The organism is Pseudomonas sp. PVC-3-1, from assembly GCF_057444315.1.
Genome location: NZ_CM172023.1, coordinates 4,056,857 through 4,072,521 on the forward strand (window position 1 = coordinate 4,056,857; position 15,665 = coordinate 4,072,521).

The following is a 15,665-nucleotide window of genomic DNA, read 5'->3' on the forward strand; positions in this document are numbered from 1 at the left end:
CCTCTCACCTCACATCGGCGCCGCAGTACGCGTGAGCTGCTCCAGCAGTTCGAGGTCGGTACTCATGCCCGAGGTCTCGCGGATGCGCGCGAGGATTTCCTTCTTCAGGGCGATGAATTCAGGGGCCATCTTCATGTCCTGATTGCGCTCGGCCGGCAGCGGCACGTCATAAACACTGTCGATGCGACCGGGACGGGGCGCCATCAGCACTACGCGGCCGCCCAGGTAGATCGCTTCCTCGACGTCGTGGGTGACGAACAGAATGGTGCTGTTCTCCAGGCGGTGTACATGGCGGATCAGGTCGTGCATCACCTCGCGGGTCTGCGCGTCCAGCGCGCCGAAGGGCTCGTCCATCAGCAGGATCTGCGGCTTGGGCATCAGCGCGCGGGCGATTGCCACGCGCTGCTGCATGCCACCGGAGAGCTGGCTGGGATAGGCCTGGGCGAAGGCCGACAGGCCCATCAGGTTGAGCAGCGCATCGGCGCGGCCGCTGGCGACTTCCACGTCGGCGTCGCCACGCACGGTGTCGGACACCACCTTGAGCCGGCGGCAGAACTTGATGTTGTCCATCACCTTCAGCCAGGGGTAGAGGCTGTAATGCTGGAACACCATGGCGCGGTCGATGCCGGGGCCGTCCACCGCGCGGCCATCGACGAGGATTTCCCCGCTGCTGTGGCGCTCCAGCCCGCCGATGCTGCGCAGCAGGGTGGACTTGCCGCAGCCCGAAGCACCGACGAAGGTGACGAACTCGTTGGCGCGGATATCCAGGTTGACGTCCTGCAGCGCCTGCACCTGACGGCCCTGGCTGCTGAAAACCTTGTCGACGTGGCGAATGGCGATCTTGTTCTGGCTCATCAGGCTTACCTCTTCATCCAGGGGAAGGCCACCCGGCCGAGCCAGCGGAACGCCTGGTCGGTGAGCAGGCCGATGACGCCGATCAGCAGGATGCCGGCGAAGATCTTGTCGGTCTGCATGTAGCGCTGGGCGCGCAGGATGGCGTAGCCCAGGCCGGAGTTGGCGGCCACCAGTTCGGCCACCACCAGGTAGGTCCAGGCCCAGCCGCAGGTGATGCGCAGGGTATCCAGCAGTGCCGGGCGGGCCGAGGGCAACACCACCAGTTTGATGATCTCCGTGCGGTTGGCACCCATGGTCTGCGCTGCCTCGATCTGCGCCATGGGCACGCGGCGCACGTCCTCGGCGACCATCAGCACCATCTGGAAGAAGGTGCCGATGAAGATGATCAGCACCTTGGAGCCTTCGTCGATGCCGACCCAGAGCATCACCAGCGGGATGAACGCCACCGCCGGCATGTAGCGGATGAAGTCGGTGAGGGGTTCGAGGAACGCCTGTACCGGGCGGTAGGTGCCGATGTACAGGCCCAGTGGCAGGGCAATCACCGCCGACGCGAGGAAGCCGGCCATGACCCGGTAGACACTGATGGCGATGTCCCCCAGCAGGCCCTCGTCGCTCCACCAGTGGCCGATGCGCTTGAGCACGGCGTCCGGGCCGGGGAAGAACATCGGGTTGGCCAGCCCGGCGGCGCTGTAGGCCCACCAGAGCAGCAACGGCAGCAGCAGACCGGCGGCAGCCAGGGCCCAGATGGCGCTTCGTGGCAGCTCGCCACGGATCACCCACCAGCGCCGGCGGGCGGGCTGCACGACGGGGTGGGGCAGGGGCTGGTGGGCGGTCATGGCGTCACCTCCTCATCAGGGAACAAGGGCTGCGTGCAGGGTTGCCAGCCACCGGCGGGCGGCGTGGCGCCGAGACTGTTCAGCCAGGTGGCATTGCTCAGCAGTTCGGGGTGGTCCGGATCGGCTGTGGCGGGCAGAAGGTCGGCGCCGATGCGGGCGGGCAGGGTGGACAGCTCGATCTTCCAGGGTGTTTCACCGCCGTGGTGGTGCCCGAACGACAGCTCGAAATCCAGCAACTCCGGGTGGTCGCTCTCCAGTAGAGCGGTCAGCGAGTCGGCCATCGGCAATGCCTGGCGACGCCCGGCGGCGAAGAGGAAACAGTCACCGGCCAGCAGCAGGCAGCCCTGGCGGCAATCGGCGGCGCTCAGCCACATGCCACGATTGCGTCCGATGGATTCCGGCAGGCGCTCCCAGACTTCGTGGTAGCTGCCATCCAGGCCGTCTTCCAGCACCTTCTCGCTGTTCACGAAGTGCATGCGGCCGATGTCCTCGCCGCCATTGGGCGGCTGGAAGTCGATCGCGCGATGCCACTGGCAGGTATCACCGGTGATTTCGGTGATACCGGCGAATCCGGCCTGGGTGGCCAGCTCGGCGGCCGTTTCTGGCGCCGGCATGGGAATGCGCAGATCGGCGAACAGGCGCTCGGTCTGTAGCCAGTAGACACGGGTACGGGTGTCGTGTGTGCCGCCGGTGGTGGTCAGCAGGGTGCGTTGCCAGACGCCAAGGTAAGCAGGCGGCACAGCGGGAATGTTCTTCAGGCGGGACATGCGGATTCCTCCCATTCGGCGAGCACGGCCCCGCTGCCTTGCACACGACCGAACAGGCCGCCTTCCACCTCGACCATCGCCAGGGCAGCGGCGTGCAGTTCGGCGCTGGGCGAGCCGCAGGCATCGCTCACCAGGGTACAGGCATAGCCCAGCTCCACCGCGGCGCGCAGGGTGGAGGAAACGCACACCTCGGTGGTTACCCCGCACAGCACCAGGTGGCCGATGCCGCGGCTGCGCAGCAGGAGGTCCAGGTCGGTATAGGCGAAAGCGCTGTAGCCGGGCTTGTCCACCACCGGTTCGCCGGCCAGGGGCCGCAGTTCATCGATCAGGTCGTGGCCGTACTCGCCGCGTACCAGCAGGCGGCCCAGCGGGCCTTGGTGGCCGATCGGCGCACCGGCGAATTCGGCACGGTGGCGCTTGCTGGCGTGCAGGTCGCTGAGGTCGGCGCGATGGCCTTCGCGGGTATGCACCACCAGCAGGCCCAGGGCGCGGGCGCTGTCCAGCAGCCGGGAAATGGCCGGGATCGGCGCGCGCAGACGGTCGATATCCAGCCCGGCCTGGTCGGCGTAGCCGCCGGGGGCGCAGAAGTCGCGCTGCATGTCGATGACGATCAGGGCGGTACTCACAGACGGAACTCCTTGCGCACGGCCTGGGCGATGCCGCCGACGATGTCGCGGGCCATGCGCAGGCCCTTGTCGGCGCTGGAGCCGCGCGCCGAGGACAGCACGCCCGAGGGCGGCACCCACTCGGTGCGGCTGGGGTACATGTCGTAGGGTGGGAAGTCGGCCGGGCCATCGTCGGGGATCAGGTCCAGGCGCACCAGGTTGGGCAGGTAGTGCAGCATCAGCGAGGTCTCGATCACCGCGGCGTGCTCCAGGGCGAAGCCGGGGAATCCATCGGGGAACACGTCGTTCAGCGTGGTTTCGCTGCAGAAGTCCCAGTGCTCCAGGCGCATCACTTCCAGCGGGCTGGCAGCGCCCCGTTCGTGCAGGGAGAGCTCGCGCAGGGCGAGCTGAATGCCCTCGGTGACGAACCACTGGTTCTCGTAGTGCCCGTCCACCAGCACCAGGCGGGTAACGCCGTGGCGCGCGAACTCGCGCACGGCGTCGCGCACCAGGGCGATCAGGGTCTGTCCGTCGAGGCTGGTGGTGCCGCAGAAATGCTGCCCGCCACCGCACTTGGGCTGCGACTTGTAGCCATAGGACAGGGCGGGCGCGACCAGCCCGTCGATCTGCCGGGCCACGTCTTCGCACAGCGCACTGGCCAGCAGCGCGTCGGTGCCCAGCGGCAGGTGCGGGCCATGCTGCTCGGTGGCGCCGCAGGGCAGGAAGACCACAGGGGATTGCTCGCGCACCCGGCGCGCGTACTCGACCCAGCTGAGCTGGTCCATCCGGACAGTCATGATTCGGCCTCGCAGAGAGTGGGGGAAAGGTCAGGAGAAGGGCGCGCAGCGATCAGTGCCGCCGCCAGTACCAGGGAGCCGCCGAGCCATTCGCGCAGGCCCAGCTCACGGTCGCCGAACCAGGCGGCGGTGAGCACGGCGACCAGCAGTTCGATCACCACCAGCACCGCGGCGCGGCTTGCCTCGACGTGGCTGAAGCCGTATTGCGCGGCGCCCATGGCGGCCAGCCAGAACAGACCGAAGCCCGCCAGCTGCAGCCATTGATGAGTCTCTATGGTGGGCAGCGGCGTGCCTTGCAGCAGGCAGAACAGCCCGCCCAGCGCAGCGCTGCCGATAAAGCCGACCACCGCCTTGCTGGCCAGCGGCACCTGCTCGGCGGCTCGGGTGGCCAGGTTGTTGAGGGCGAAGGCGAAGCCGGCGGAGAGCGCCAGCCAGTCACTGGCGGTCAGCGGGCGGAAGGTCTCCTGGCTGATGCCCAGGGTCAGGGCGATGCCGAGCATGGCCAGCGCCAGGGCGCCGAGCCGTGAAGGTGTCAGGCGCTCGCCAAATAGCAGTCGGCCGCCCAGCAGGCCCCAGACAGGCGCCAGATAGAACAGCAACATGGCGCGCACCACATCACCCTCGGACAACGCCGCCACCAGCCCGGCCGTGGCCCAGCCGCCGAATGCGCAGATGGCGAGCAGGGCACCGCGTTGCCGCCACCACTGCCGGCGCTGGCTCAGCACCAGCGGCACGGCCAGCGCGCAGAGCAGTCCGTAGGTACAGAGCACCAGTGGCATCCCGGCAAGGCCCTGGCCGGCAAAGTGCGCCAAGGGCATCCAGCCCAGGCCCCAGATGGCGGCGCCCAGCAGCAGGACGATCTCCGCGCGCATCAGGCGCCCATCCAGGCGCCGCCATTGGCGCCGAGTATCTGTCCGTGGAAGAAGCTCGCGCCGGGCGAGACGAGGAACAGTACCGCCGCGGCGATCTCCTCGGGTTGACCGAGGCGGCCAGCGGGGATCGCGGTTTCGCGGGCGATCATCGCCTCGCTCATGTGCTCCACCGAAACCATCGGCGTCTCTACCGGGCCCGGCGCCACGCCGTTGATGCGGATGTGCGGGGCGAATTCCCGCGCCAGCGCCTTGGTCAGGCCGATCACCCCGGCCTTGGCGGTGCAGTAGGCGGCGTAACGTTCGCGGCCGAGCTGGCCCAGCTCCGAGGCGATGTTGACGATGCTGCCGCTGCCGCGCGCCTGCATGTGCGTGAGGGCGTGGCGACAGCAGCGGTAGACGGCGTGCAGGTCGACGCCAAGCAGTGTCGCCCAGTCGTCTTCGCTGGTGTCGAGGAAGGGTTTTTCCAGGATGATTCCGGCGTTGTTCACCAAAATGTCCAGCTCACCTTCGGCGAGCACGCGGGTAAACATCTCGGCAACCTGTTCCGGTGCCGCGACGTCGGCCTGCACGGCATAGGCGCGGCCTCCGCTGGAGGCGATACGTGCTACCAGTGCGGTGGCAGCCTCCGCTTGGTCGAGATGGTTGATCCACACCTGCGCTCCGGCTTCCGCCAATGCCAGTGCGATAGCCCGGCCGATGCCCTGGGTGGCGCCGGTGACCAGCGCGGACTGTCCTGCAAGCGGTTTCATCAGTGCATGACCTCGCCGTGGCTGACCGACAGCGCCTGGCCCGTGATGGCTGCGGCCAGCGGGCTGCCGAGAAACAGAAAGGTGCCGGCGAGATCGGCCGGCGTCAGGAGTTCGGGCACTGCCTGGGCAGCAAGAATCTGCGCCAGCTCCTCGGTTTCACTGCGGCCATTGGCGGCGGCCATCACGTGCAGCGAGCGCATCGCCGCGTCGGTGGCGATCCAGCCGGGGCACACGGCGTTGACGCGGATGCGCCTGGGCCCCAGTTCCCAGGCCAGCGAGCGGGTCAGACCGATCACCGCGTGTTTGCTGGCGACGTAGGCGGAGAAGCCCGGCACGCCCTTCAGACCCCAGATAGAGGCCTGGTTGATCACGCTGCTGCCGGCGTGCAGTTGCGGCAACAGGGCGCGGGTGAGGCGCAGCATCGAGGCGACATTATTGTCGAGCAACGCCTGCCAGCGGCTGTCGGTCTCTGCGTTGCCGCCTTCCAGCGGCGTCGCATATTCGACGCCTGCGTTGTTGATCAGCACATCGAGCGCAGCGCCCTGGCGGCTGTCGGCGAAGGCGGCAATGGCGTCACTGTCGCCCAGGTCGAGAGTGGCGCAGCACACGTCGCAGAGAGCCGCCAGTTCGGCCGCCACGCCTTGTAGTGCCTCGGAGTTGCGGTCGAGCAGCTCAAGCGTTGCACCCTGTTCGGCGAATGCCCGCGCCAGGCCCTTGCCGATGCCGCTAGCGGCACCGGTGATGAGGACGCGTTTGCCCCGGTAGTCGATCATGCTCAGACCGCCGTCAGGAAGGAGACGCCGACCGCGCCGTAGAAACCATCGGCTCGGTCTTTTCCGGCAGGCGCGACCTCACCGTAGTGGTCGTCCACCACGCGGCGCAGGCGGTGCCGGTGGAAGCCCTTGAACAGCAGGTGCATCGGCAGCACCTGGGCGTAGCCGTCGCCATACAGCTCGTGGTGCAGCTTGCGCAGGCGATACCAGGGTGCGACGGGCTTCTCGTGGTGGGCGTTGTGGTAGGCAAAGTTGAGCAGCAGCAGGTCGAGCACCGGCCAGCGCACCGAGACCACGTTGCTGTAGGTGTTCATTTGCTCGTAGGTGCGGTCGCGGGCCTTGTCGTCGGGAATCTTGCCGCCGTCCTCCAGCACCGCGAAGGCGTCGTAGGTGTGCTGGTAGGCGTCGGTAAAGCGCAGCACGATGATCATCAGCGTCCAGGCGACGAAGTACAGCAGCAGCGCCTTGAACGACACTGCCGCCACCAGGCCGAACAGCGCGCCGCGCACCAGCAGGGTCAGCGCCACGCGGCGGCGGTTGGCGCGGTGGCGCGGGTTGTCGGTGATGAAGGGCAGGAGGATCACGTAGTAATGCATGATCAGTTCCACCGCCGGCACGTAGGCCCATTCCGCGGCCAGTACCAGGCTGCGCGCCCAGCGCGGGCAGCGGGAGAGGAAAGCCTTGGTGTCGAAGGTGATCACATCGGCGCGGTCGACGTGGTGGCGCATGTGCTTGCGACGCAGGTCCTGGAAGCCGGCGTAGCAGCTGCCGCACAGCCAACTGCAGGCCTCGCCGGCCCAGGTGTTGTGCGCCGGCTTGGCGAAGATGGTGCCGTGGGCGAATTCGTGGATCAGGTAGGCCGCGACGATCATCGCGTGGCCCAGCAGCAGGGTGCCGATGGCGTTGAGCGCCCAGTGATCGGCGAACAGCAGGGCGAAGCCGATGGCATAGCCACCGAAGGCATAGGCCAGTGCCAGGCTGTTGGGCAGCCGGCCATCGGCGTAGCGGTACAGAGACGCGGACATGGATACCTCCGTGAGCGCTCCCGCCGTCCCGGCGAGAGCGTCGGGTGGGTGCCTTACTGGGCGAGGGCCTGGACGAACTGGGCGTCGAAGGTCTGGGCGAAGTCGGGGATTGCCGGAATCTGGCTGTTCTCCTTGAGCAGCTGGGCGATGACCGCGCCGCTGCCGAAGAAGGAGCTGGTGGCGTCGGACTTCTCGAAGTTCCTGCTCATTTCCGCCAGCGGGATGTTGTAGACCCCGGCCATCTGCTCCTTGGCTTCGGCAGCGCTGACGCCCAGCACCTTGCCGATGATGTCGGCGGATTCATCCGGGTGTGCCTTCATGTAGGCCAGACCGTCGGCGTAGCCCTGGATCATCGCGGTGATCGCTTTCTGGCGTTTGCCGATGACCTCCTGGTTGAACACCAGCACATCGGTGATCAGGCCCGGCGCGTCCTTCGACGAATACACCACGTGGAACTTGTCGCCGGGCATGCCGAGAATCTGCGAGACGTTGGGTTCGTAGGTTACGCCCACCGGCAGGCTGCCCGAGGCCATGGCGCCGGGGATGCCTTCGGGTGTCATGTTCACCGGGCTGACGTCCTTGTCGCTCAGGCCATGGCTCTTGAGCGCATAGGCGAGCAGGAAGTCGGACGGCGAGAGCGGATTGAAGCCGATCTTCTTGCCCTTGAAGTCGGCGACCGACTTGATCGACTTGTCGGCGACGATCGCGTCGCCGCCGTTGGAGAAGTCGATAGGCATCACCACGCGGTACGGCTGGCCCTTGGCGACGCCGCCGACCACCTGGTCGTAGGTGAGCATGCCGCCATCCAGTGCACCACCGGTCATGGCAGTGGGGATGAGCGCGGGGTCGTTGAAGAACTGCAGCTCCACCTTCAGCCCGTGGGGCTTGTAGAGGTCGAGCTTGTCGGCGACGTAGAAGGGCGCGTAGCCGGCCCAGACGACGGTGCCGATCTTGAGCTTCTCGGCGGCTTGCAGAGTCAGCGGCACGACCCCGGCGGCAGCAACCAGACAGGCACCGAGCAGGGTCTTGCGCAGGGAACGCAGGGAAAGCGGCATGGTCATGGCATTGCTCCTAACGGTTGGAAATCGGCACGGGATGACATCACGTCTCCCGGGCTTTTCTCCCGCCGTGTAGCCCTGTCCTTAGGGCCGGAAAACTCTCGGACCAGACGTCCTCGTGAAAGGACCGGAACCCTAGTTCGCCTGTGGTGCAACTCCAGTGTGTGCCTTGCTGCGTTCGCCCACCCGGTGGCTACCTTGCCGTGGGTGATGCATCCCGTTGCAGGGAATAGAGCAATTGAAATGCCAGTTTTCCTGAAGCGGAAAAACCACCGGGAATTTCAACCGCTTAGCTGAAATTGCCGGTTCAGAGCGGGTGCCAGTCCTGAGCGCGCTGGCACCAAGTCGATGCGCCTTGCCTTCTATTGAGGCATCAGGCGGTGCGCACGGCGGTGCGGCGCAGCGAGGCGGCAGCGGTGGCCACGAACAGCCCGGCCGCAAGCGCCAGCGCAACCGGCACGCCCTGCGGGCCGAGGTCCATCAGGCTGCCGCTGAGCAGCGGCCCGAGCAGGCTGCCGACACCCCAGAGCATGCCGGCGGCAGCGTTGGCGGTAACCAGGTCGCGGCCGCGGAAGCGCTGACCGATCAGCACCAGCGCCAGGGTATAGACCCCACCGGCCACCGCGCCCAGCAGCATCAGCGCCGGCCACAACAGCGACGGCTGGGAAATCAGCCAGGGCAGGGCTAGGCCGATCAGCATGGCGCCCACGCCACACAGCAGGTGCAGGCTGGAGCGGTCGAGTCGGTCGGAGAGCCAGCCCAGCGGCATCTGGAAAATCATGTCGCCCAGCAGGATCACCGTCGCCATGAACGCGGCAATGCCCACTGCATAGCCATGGCTGGAGGCGTAGACCGGGAAGAGCGAGAGCACCACGCTGTCGAAGAAGGAGAAGAACAGCACGCCCATGCACAGCGCCGGGGCAACCTTCAGGAAGCCGGCCAGGGAGAAGCTGCGCGGCTCCTCGACGTGTTCGTGGATGCCTTCCTCGGGCATCGCCAGGGCCACGGTGGCCAGCGCGATCAGGTGCCCGGCGCTGACCAGCAGCACCACCCACGGCGTCTGCGCGCCGAGCAGCGCCACCAGGGTTGGGCCGAGCAACTGGAAGGCAGTGAAGCTGGTGGCATAGAGGGCAACGATGGTTCCGCGATTCTTCTCGCCGCACAGCTCGTTGACCCAGGCCTCGCCGAGGATGATCGCAATGCCCATGCCGACACCCAGCGCCAGGCGCGCGGCGGCCAGCAGCCAGAGCGAATGGCTGCTGAACTCGATGGCGAGGGTACTGGCGGTACACAGCACGAAGCACAGCAGGTACAGGCGGCGCCGGCTCATCAGCTGGCAGGCGCGATCCACCAGGGTGGCGGCGAGGATCATGCCGGCGGCGGGAACGGCGGAAAGAATGCCGATCTGCAGCGCGCTGGCGCCGTTATCCAGCAGCCGCAGCGCCACCAGCGGCAACGTGGCGCCCAGGCTCAGGCCGACGATGGACACGGCGAACAGCAGCACCGCCAGCAGTGGTTTATTGAGGATGGTCGGGGTATTCATGGAAACCTTCTCTTGCCCCGGCGCTCAAGCGGCAGGGCCTGCAAATGCAAATGAGCCCGCCGGGATTCACCGGTGGGCGGATTCGAAATGCGGAGCGACCGACGCGAAGACGCGCGGCGTCCGGCTCAGCAGCCGGTGGGAGGAGAGAAGGTGAAGGCGAAGAGAACGCTGCGACGAAGGTTCAGCACGGCATCGACCTTACGCACACGCGGAGGCTCTCGCAGCAGGGCGAGGGACGAGTCGGCGAAGCGGCAAAACAGGGTCATGGTGCAGGTGCAGCGTAGGACGTAGGAAAACGCGCACTCTAGAGAGTGCGCGCCAGACCGTCAATCTCGGCCGGTTGAGCGGTAGCGTGCACCGAGCCATTCCTTCGGACGGATTTTCTTTGCGCAGGGGCGGACTCCGCCAACGAACGATTCAACGCCGCTCCGATCAGGCAAGGAGTTGTGCCAGCTCATCGTGGGCGCAGTCTGCTCCTGCGCTCATGCGTCTACAGCAATGACAGCGGGTAGCTGATGATGAGCCGGTTCTCGTCGAAGCTGTTGGTGCTGCCCCAGTCCCGGCGCATGGTGGAGTTGCGCCATTTGATGTTGAGCGTCCTGAAGGCGCCACTCTGTACCGTGTACGCCAGTTCGATTTCGCGCCCCCACTCGCGGCCGTCGTCGGTGCTGGTGTTGTGCACGTTGCGGCCCTGGATGTATCGGTTCATCAGCGTCAGGCCGGGAACGCCGAAGGCGGCGAAGTCGTAGTCATGGCGCAACTGCCAGGAGCGTTCTTTGGCACTTTCGTAGCTGGCGTTGTAGCTGTCGTTGGCCAGGGTGCCGCCACTGGTGCCATTGACGCGGAACCATTCGTCCTCGCCCATGACCTTCTGCAGGCCTAGATAGAAGGTGTTCGCACCGTTTTTGGCCGAGAACAATCCGGAGAAGGTGCGGTTGTCCAGGTCACCGGCGCGGGCGCTGCCGTCCTCCTTGCCCCAGAAGTAGCCGATATTCGCACCGAGCACCCAATCACCCAGTGGCTGGCTGTGTTGGAGCTGCAGATACTGCTGTTGGTAGATGTCTTTCAGCTGCGCATTCCACAGCCCGAGCAGGGTGCGGTCGCCATTGAGGCGGTATTCGCCGCCGACGAAATTGAAGCGATCGGAGGTGAAGGCCGGACGGTTGAACAGCGACATGTCTTCCATGCTGGCGTCATTGCGCGGGCTGTTCTGGCGGAACTGGCCGCCGTAGAGGGTCAGGCCGTCGATTTCCCTCGAGGTGACCTGGGCGCCCTGGAAGGTCTGTGGCAGCGAGCGGCCGTCGTCGGAACGCAGGATCGGCAGCACCACCATCCATTCGCCGGCCTTGAGCTCGGTCTTCGACACCTTGGCCTTGCCGGCCACCGCCAGGCGGCCGAAATCATCGGCGGGGCGACCGTCGTCGTGGGTTGGCAGCAGCTGGGTGCCGGCAGTGCCCTTGCCGCCGTCGAGCTTCAGGCTGTACAGCCCGAGAACGTCCAGGCCGAGTCCGACGGTGCCCTGGGTGTAGCCGGAACGGGCATCGAGGATGAAGCTCTGGGTCCATTCCTCCGCCTTGTTCTGCCGGGCTTCGCCGACGTAATTGCGGTTCATGTAGAAGTTGCGCAGCAGCAGGCTGGCCTTGGCGTCTTCGAGGAAGCCGGCATCGTCGGCGTTGGCCATAACGGGCAGGGCAGGCAGGAGGCAGGCGGTGATGGTGAGATGGGGCAGGCGGCAGATCATGGGTGTTCCCTCGGCATTCTTGTCGTTGTTCGGGGCGAACGAAGTCCTTCCGCGCGGCTCTTTTTTGGAGCGGCGGATGAAGGTTGAAGCGATCAGGGCGCTCGGAGCAGGCGATCAGCCTGGGGCGACAGGAATGTGGGCGGGGAATGTGCGAGCGATGCACGCGCGCAGGCGTGCCAGGGAGAGCGTGAGCATGTGAACGGACCTTTCTTATAGTTGTTGGCGCCACATCGAGGTGGCGGCTGGAGCCATAGTGGTGCTCCCTGACGGCCCGCCGCAATTCGCCCGAGGCATAAGCGTTCGCTGTTCGAACAGCAATTAACCAAATGGAACATTCCTACGCGAGCATTGCGCGTAGGATGCGTGACACAACGCCGTGCGGGACGCTTATCGCCCGGCCTTCCAGCGGACCCGCGAGGTGCTCCCGGCGCGGCGTGGCGGATTCTTTCTCCGGTGCGTCCTGCTAGGCTGTCCTGCTTTTCCTGTTGGCCTCGCGCCTGCCGCATCTGCCTAGTGAATCCGTGAGTCGATGAGTACCAGCCAATCGCCGTTGTCCGGCGTCCACCAGCCCTTCAAGGGCATCCTGCTCATCGTCCTGGCGACCTTCCTGTTCTCCAGTCACGACGCGCTGTCGAAGTACCTGGCGAGCATCTACCCCATCGTCATGGTCGTGTGGGCGCGCTATGTGGTGCACACGCTGCTGATGGCGGGCATCTTCCTGCCGCGCGCCGGTCTTGCGGTGCTGCGCACCCGTCATCCCTTCCTGCAGACGATCCGCGCGCTATGCCTGCTGGGCACCAGCTTCCTGTTCACCACCGGCTTGCAGTACATCCCGCTGGCCGAGGCGACCTCGGTGAACTTCCTCGCGCCGCTGCTGGTGACGGCGTTGTCGGTACCGTTGCTGGGCGAGCGGGTCAGTGCCGGGCAGTGGGCGGCGGTGCTGGTGGGATTTGCCGGTGTACTGATCATTGTCCACCCCGGTGGCGATCTGTTCACCCCGGCGGTGCTGCTGCCGTTCGGCTCGGCGCTGTGCTTCAGCTTCTACCAGTTGCTGACCCGCAAGCTCAGCCAGGTGGATAGCCCGACCACCAGCAACTTCTTCGCCGGGTTGTGCAATACCCTGATCGTCAGCGCGCTGGTGCCGTTCTTCTGGCAATGGCCGGGGCTGGTGCACGGTTTGATGATGCTGGCCCTGGGAACCTGCGGGATGACCGCGCACCTGTTCCTCACCCAGGCGTTCAAGCATGCCGCGCCGGCGCTATTGGCGCCGTTCAGCTATTGCCAGATCGTCTTCGCCGGGTTGCTGGGCTTCGTGATCTTCGGCCATACGCCGGAGCCGTCGGCGCTGCTGGGCATCGCGGTGATCTGTGGCAGCGGGCTGGCCGCGGCGTGGTTGCAGAGCCGCAAGAAGTAGGGCCGGAGAGCTTTGCCCTTGTAGGAGCGAGCTTGCTCGCGAACGGATTCACCGGCCGCTCCGGCGAGGGGTGGGTTCGCGAGCAAGCTCGCTCCTACAGAAAAGCAATAGCGCCGAGCGCGCTCACTCGATCTCGAACAGGCCGTGCCGAATCGGCCCGACCTGCAGGCGCTGGCGCACGTCGTCATCGATGCGCGGGTCGTCCGGCTGGTACAGCTTCACCTGGCGATAGGCGCTGATGCGGTTGATCTCCGGGCCCAGGTATTCCCAGACCACGCGGGTGCAGGCCGGGGTGCGGCGGTCGCCGCTGGAAACGCCGGTCTTCAGGCCGTTGAGGCGGGTGATGCGGCTCTTGAAGCTGGGGATGAGGATGGTCTGGCTCATCTCGTTGACGGTGAGCGACTCGTAGTCCATCAGAAAAACCCGGTCCTGCAGCTGGAAGGCCGCGCCCAGGTAGCGGCAGCGCACCCAGTCCTCGGCCTGTACGTCGGTACTGCTGGAGCGCTCCTGGCGTTCCTGGCGTTCGAAGAGGAAATTGCCGTCCTCTTCGTACAGGTGCACCAGCGACAACAGGATCGAGCCGGGGACCGACATGCAGTTGGAGTATTCGAAGTAGTAGCCGCAATAGCGCGACAGGTTGCCGGCATGCTCGCGCAGCGGGCGGAGCATCTCCAGCACCGGGTCATTACGCTGCACATTGCTGGGCGAGGCGCCGCGCGCGCCGATCAGCCGGGCGAACTGCTCGGGCGGCAATTGCAGCTCGTAGTCCTCGACGCCGAAGAAATCTCCAATCCGTTTGAGGTTGTACGCGGTGGGCTGGCTCTGCCCGCCCAGGTACTTGTTGAACTGTGCACGGTTGATCGAAAGCTTGCGGCAAACCTCCGAGATAGAGCGGTAGTGGGCGCACAGTAGCTTGAGGTTGGGGCCGAGGTTTTCGGACATTCGTGCCAGTTCCGGGTGATGCGACTGGCGCAATTATAGCGTCAGGTAGCATCAATTCGTAGCAAGCCGCGAAATTGTATCGAGAGGCTTCGGGCGCAACCATGCGCCCCCAGTGAGCGGGCCAGCCCCAGGCCCGTGCTCCCACAATAACAATCGAGGCCCCAGCACATGCTCGACGCGATCAACGATTTCCTCTCCGGGAAAGTCCTCATCGTCCTCATCGTAGGACTCGGTGCGTATTTCACCATCCGCTCCCGTTTCGTCCAGTTCCGCCACTTCGGCCACATGTTCGGCGTGTTCAAGGAGTCGATCCGCGGCCAGTCCGGCCAGCTGAGTTCGTTCCAGGCGCTGATGCTGAGCCTCGCCGGCCGCGTGGGCGCCGGTAACATTGCCGGTGTCGGCATCGCCGTGACCCTGGGCGGCCCCGGCGCCGTGTTCTGGATGTGGGTGACCGCGCTGGTGGGCATGTCCAGCAGCTTCTTCGAGTGCACCCTGGCCCAGGTCTACAAGCGCAGCGACGGCAACGGCCTGTACCGTGGCGGCCCGGCCTACTACATCCAGCACGGCCTGAAGCTGCGCTGGATGGCGCTGACCTTCGCGGTCCTGCTGCTGGTCACCTATGGCTTCGCGTTCAACGGCCTGCAAGCCTTCACCGTGACTCACTCGCTGCAGAACGCCTTCGACATCCCGGTGCTGTACTCGGGCATCGCCCTGGCCGTACTGCTGGCCATCGTGTTCTTCGGTGGCATCCAGCGCATCGCCGCCGTGTCCGACCTGCTGGTGCCGGTCAAGACTCTGGCCTACATCGCCGTGACCCTGTACGTGATTGTCACCCAGATCGAGCTGGTGCCGGGCATGCTGACCACCATCGTGAAGAGCGCCTTCGGCCTGGAACCGGCCTTCGCCGGCCTGTTGGGCAGCGCCATCGTGATGGGCGTGAAACGTGGCGTGTTCGCCAACGAAGCGGGCCTGGGCAGTGCGCCGAACGTGGCCGCCGTCGCCGCCGTGCGTCACCCGGCGTCCCAGGGTGTGGTCCAGGCGTTCAGCGTGTTCCTTGACACCTTCGTCATCTGCACCTGCACCGCACTGCTGATCCTGCTCTCGGGCTTCTACACCCCTGGCTTCGAAGGCGACGGCATCACCCTGACCCAGAACTCGCTGGCCGCCGTGGTCGGTGACTGGGGCCGGATCTTCGTCAGCGTCGCGCTGTCGCTGTTCGTGTTCACCTGCATCACCTACAACTACTACCTCGGCGAAAACGCCCTGCAGTTCATCGTCGGCCGCAGCCGTTCCGCGCTGATCGCTTTCCGCATCCTGGTGCTGGGCCTGATCCTCTGGGGCTCGATGCAGAACCTGGGCACCGTGTTCGCCTTCGCCGACATCACTATGACCTGCCTGGCCTTCGTCAACCTGGTGGCCCTGGCCATGCTGATCAAGACCGGCCTGCGTGTGATGCGCGACTACGACGAGCAGCGCCGCGCCGGTATCGAGCGCCCGGTGTTCGACGCCAGCAAGTTCGCCGACCTGGACATCGACCACGATGCCTGGCGCGATGCCCACAAGATCAACGCTACCGCTCCGGCCCACGGCAGCCTGCCTGCCCAGGGTTGATCCTTCCTCGGACCAAGGTCTGACATGCAAGGCCGGGACTTGTCCCGGCCTTGCGGTTTATCCTGTGAACTTTCCTA

The 15,665-nt window shown here is 66.0% G+C and carries 15 protein-coding genes and 1 riboswitch; of the genes, 2 read left to right on the top strand and 13 right to left on the bottom strand.

The window, feature by feature from the left end; genetic code table 11:
* Positions 1 to 9: 9 nt before the first annotated feature.
* The 12 genes from AC2T4A_RS18765 to AC2T4A_RS18820 form a co-directional block, all read right to left on the bottom strand.
* Positions 10 to 855: an ABC transporter ATP-binding protein gene (locus AC2T4A_RS18765; protein ID WP_416751843.1), complete on the bottom strand. Its 846-nt coding sequence runs from the start codon at positions 853 to 855 to the stop codon at positions 10 to 12.
* A gap of 5 nt (positions 856 to 860) precedes the next feature.
* Complete coding sequence (locus AC2T4A_RS18770; protein ID WP_486741504.1) at positions 861 to 1,691, bottom strand: ABC transporter permease; 831 nt, start codon at positions 1,689 to 1,691, stop codon at positions 861 to 863.
* Positions 1,688 to 2,458, bottom strand: a complete 771-nt coding sequence (locus AC2T4A_RS18775) for a hypothetical protein (RefSeq protein ID WP_486741505.1) — start codon at positions 2,456 to 2,458, stop codon at positions 1,688 to 1,690. Before AC2T4A_RS18775 ends, AC2T4A_RS18770 begins: the two co-directional genes overlap by 4 nt.
* On the bottom strand, positions 2,446 to 3,057 hold the full coding sequence (locus AC2T4A_RS18780) for a cysteine hydrolase family protein (RefSeq protein ID WP_486743697.1): 612 nt from the start codon (positions 3,055 to 3,057) through the stop codon (positions 2,446 to 2,448). The genes AC2T4A_RS18775 and AC2T4A_RS18780 overlap by 13 nt, the downstream gene beginning before the upstream one ends.
* Before the next feature lie 23 nt (positions 3,058 to 3,080).
* Positions 3,081 to 3,860, bottom strand: a complete 780-nt coding sequence (locus AC2T4A_RS18785; protein ID WP_486741506.1) for a creatininase — start codon at positions 3,858 to 3,860, stop codon at positions 3,081 to 3,083.
* The gene (locus AC2T4A_RS18790; RefSeq protein ID WP_486741507.1) at positions 3,857 to 4,732 is read right to left on the bottom strand and encodes a DMT family transporter; all 876 of its coding nucleotides are present in this window, start codon (positions 4,730 to 4,732) and stop codon (positions 3,857 to 3,859) included. Before AC2T4A_RS18790 ends, AC2T4A_RS18785 begins: the two co-directional genes overlap by 4 nt.
* Positions 4,732 to 5,481 (bottom strand): SDR family NAD(P)-dependent oxidoreductase, encoded by a 750-nt coding sequence (locus AC2T4A_RS18795; RefSeq protein WP_416751855.1) that lies wholly within the window; start codon positions 5,479 to 5,481, stop codon positions 4,732 to 4,734. The genes AC2T4A_RS18790 and AC2T4A_RS18795 overlap by 1 nt, the downstream gene beginning before the upstream one ends.
* Positions 5,481 to 6,254, bottom strand: a complete 774-nt coding sequence (locus tag AC2T4A_RS18800) for an SDR family NAD(P)-dependent oxidoreductase (RefSeq protein ID WP_486741508.1) — start codon at positions 6,252 to 6,254, stop codon at positions 5,481 to 5,483. Before AC2T4A_RS18800 ends, AC2T4A_RS18795 begins: the two co-directional genes overlap by 1 nt.
* A gap of 2 nt (positions 6,255 to 6,256) precedes the next feature.
* The gene (locus tag AC2T4A_RS18805) at positions 6,257 to 7,279 is read right to left on the bottom strand and encodes a fatty acid desaturase family protein (RefSeq protein WP_416751859.1); all 1,023 of its coding nucleotides are present in this window, start codon (positions 7,277 to 7,279) and stop codon (positions 6,257 to 6,259) included.
* Positions 7,280 to 7,332: 53 nt separating this feature from the next.
* Entirely contained in the window at positions 7,333 to 8,340 is a 1,008-nt protein-coding gene (locus tag AC2T4A_RS18810) for an ABC transporter substrate-binding protein (protein ID WP_416751861.1), read from the bottom strand.
* A gap of 44 nt (positions 8,341 to 8,384) precedes the next feature.
* Positions 8,385 to 8,487: riboswitch (guanidine-I (ykkC/yxkD leader) on the bottom strand.
* A 223-nt stretch (positions 8,488 to 8,710) separates the two neighbouring features.
* On the bottom strand, positions 8,711 to 9,880 hold the full coding sequence (locus AC2T4A_RS18815; RefSeq protein ID WP_486741509.1) for an MFS transporter: 1,170 nt from the start codon (positions 9,878 to 9,880) through the stop codon (positions 8,711 to 8,713).
* Between the two features lie 490 nt (positions 9,881 to 10,370).
* Positions 10,371 to 11,621: an OprD family porin gene (locus AC2T4A_RS18820; RefSeq protein ID WP_486741510.1), complete on the bottom strand. Its 1,251-nt coding sequence runs from the start codon at positions 11,619 to 11,621 to the stop codon at positions 10,371 to 10,373.
* A gap of 529 nt (positions 11,622 to 12,150) precedes the next feature.
* On the opposite strand from AC2T4A_RS18820, the gene AC2T4A_RS18825 reads away from it, so the two are divergent.
* Complete coding sequence (locus AC2T4A_RS18825) at positions 12,151 to 13,035, top strand: DMT family transporter (RefSeq protein WP_416750558.1); 885 nt, start codon at positions 12,151 to 12,153, stop codon at positions 13,033 to 13,035.
* A gap of 123 nt (positions 13,036 to 13,158) precedes the next feature.
* Here the strand turns inward: AC2T4A_RS18825 and AC2T4A_RS18830 are convergent, their stop codons facing one another.
* A complete protein-coding gene (locus AC2T4A_RS18830; protein ID WP_416750556.1) occupies positions 13,159 to 13,977 on the bottom strand; it encodes a helix-turn-helix domain-containing protein in 819 nt (272 codons plus the stop codon).
* A gap of 168 nt (positions 13,978 to 14,145) precedes the next feature.
* Here AC2T4A_RS18830 and AC2T4A_RS18835 point away from each other — a divergent pair, with 168 nt between their 5' ends.
* Entirely contained in the window at positions 14,146 to 15,588 is a 1,443-nt protein-coding gene (locus AC2T4A_RS18835) for an alanine/glycine:cation symporter family protein (RefSeq protein ID WP_478379826.1), read from the top strand.
* Positions 15,589 to 15,665: the final 77 nt, after the last annotated feature.

What these genes read in the sequence shown, in the direction of transcription:
- AC2T4A_RS18765 (WP_416751843.1), bottom strand. Translation starts at nt 855, where the DNA reads ATGAGCCAGAACAAGATCGCCATTCGCCACGTCGACAAGGTTTTCAGC.
- AC2T4A_RS18770 (WP_486741504.1), bottom strand. Translation starts at nt 1,691, where the DNA reads ATGACCGCCCACCAGCCCCTGCCCCACCCCGTCGTGCAGCCCGCCCGC.
- AC2T4A_RS18775 (WP_486741505.1), bottom strand. Translation starts at nt 2,458, where the DNA reads ATGTCCCGCCTGAAGAACATTCCCGCTGTGCCGCCTGCTTACCTTGGC.
- AC2T4A_RS18780 (WP_486743697.1), bottom strand. Translation starts at nt 3,057, where the DNA reads ATGCAGCGCGACTTCTGCGCCCCCGGCGGCTACGCCGACCAGGCCGGG.
- AC2T4A_RS18785 (WP_486741506.1), bottom strand. Translation starts at nt 3,860, where the DNA reads ATGACTGTCCGGATGGACCAGCTCAGCTGGGTCGAGTACGCGCGCCGG.
- AC2T4A_RS18790 (WP_486741507.1), bottom strand. Translation starts at nt 4,732, where the DNA reads ATGCGCGCGGAGATCGTCCTGCTGCTGGGCGCCGCCATCTGGGGCCTG.
- AC2T4A_RS18795 (WP_416751855.1), bottom strand. Translation starts at nt 5,481, where the DNA reads ATGAAACCGCTTGCAGGACAGTCCGCGCTGGTCACCGGCGCCACCCAG.
- AC2T4A_RS18800 (WP_486741508.1), bottom strand. Translation starts at nt 6,254, where the DNA reads ATGATCGACTACCGGGGCAAACGCGTCCTCATCACCGGTGCCGCTAGC.
- AC2T4A_RS18805 (WP_416751859.1), bottom strand. Translation starts at nt 7,279, where the DNA reads ATGTCCGCGTCTCTGTACCGCTACGCCGATGGCCGGCTGCCCAACAGC.
- AC2T4A_RS18810 (WP_416751861.1), bottom strand. Translation starts at nt 8,340, where the DNA reads ATGACCATGCCGCTTTCCCTGCGTTCCCTGCGCAAGACCCTGCTCGGT.
- AC2T4A_RS18815 (WP_486741509.1), bottom strand. Translation starts at nt 9,880, where the DNA reads ATGAATACCCCGACCATCCTCAATAAACCACTGCTGGCGGTGCTGCTG.
- AC2T4A_RS18820 (WP_486741510.1), bottom strand. Translation starts at nt 11,621, where the DNA reads ATGATCTGCCGCCTGCCCCATCTCACCATCACCGCCTGCCTCCTGCCT.
- AC2T4A_RS18825 (WP_416750558.1), top strand. Translation starts at nt 12,151, where the DNA reads ATGAGTACCAGCCAATCGCCGTTGTCCGGCGTCCACCAGCCCTTCAAG.
- AC2T4A_RS18830 (WP_416750556.1), bottom strand. Translation starts at nt 13,977, where the DNA reads ATGTCCGAAAACCTCGGCCCCAACCTCAAGCTACTGTGCGCCCACTAC.
- AC2T4A_RS18835 (WP_478379826.1), top strand. Translation starts at nt 14,146, where the DNA reads ATGCTCGACGCGATCAACGATTTCCTCTCCGGGAAAGTCCTCATCGTC.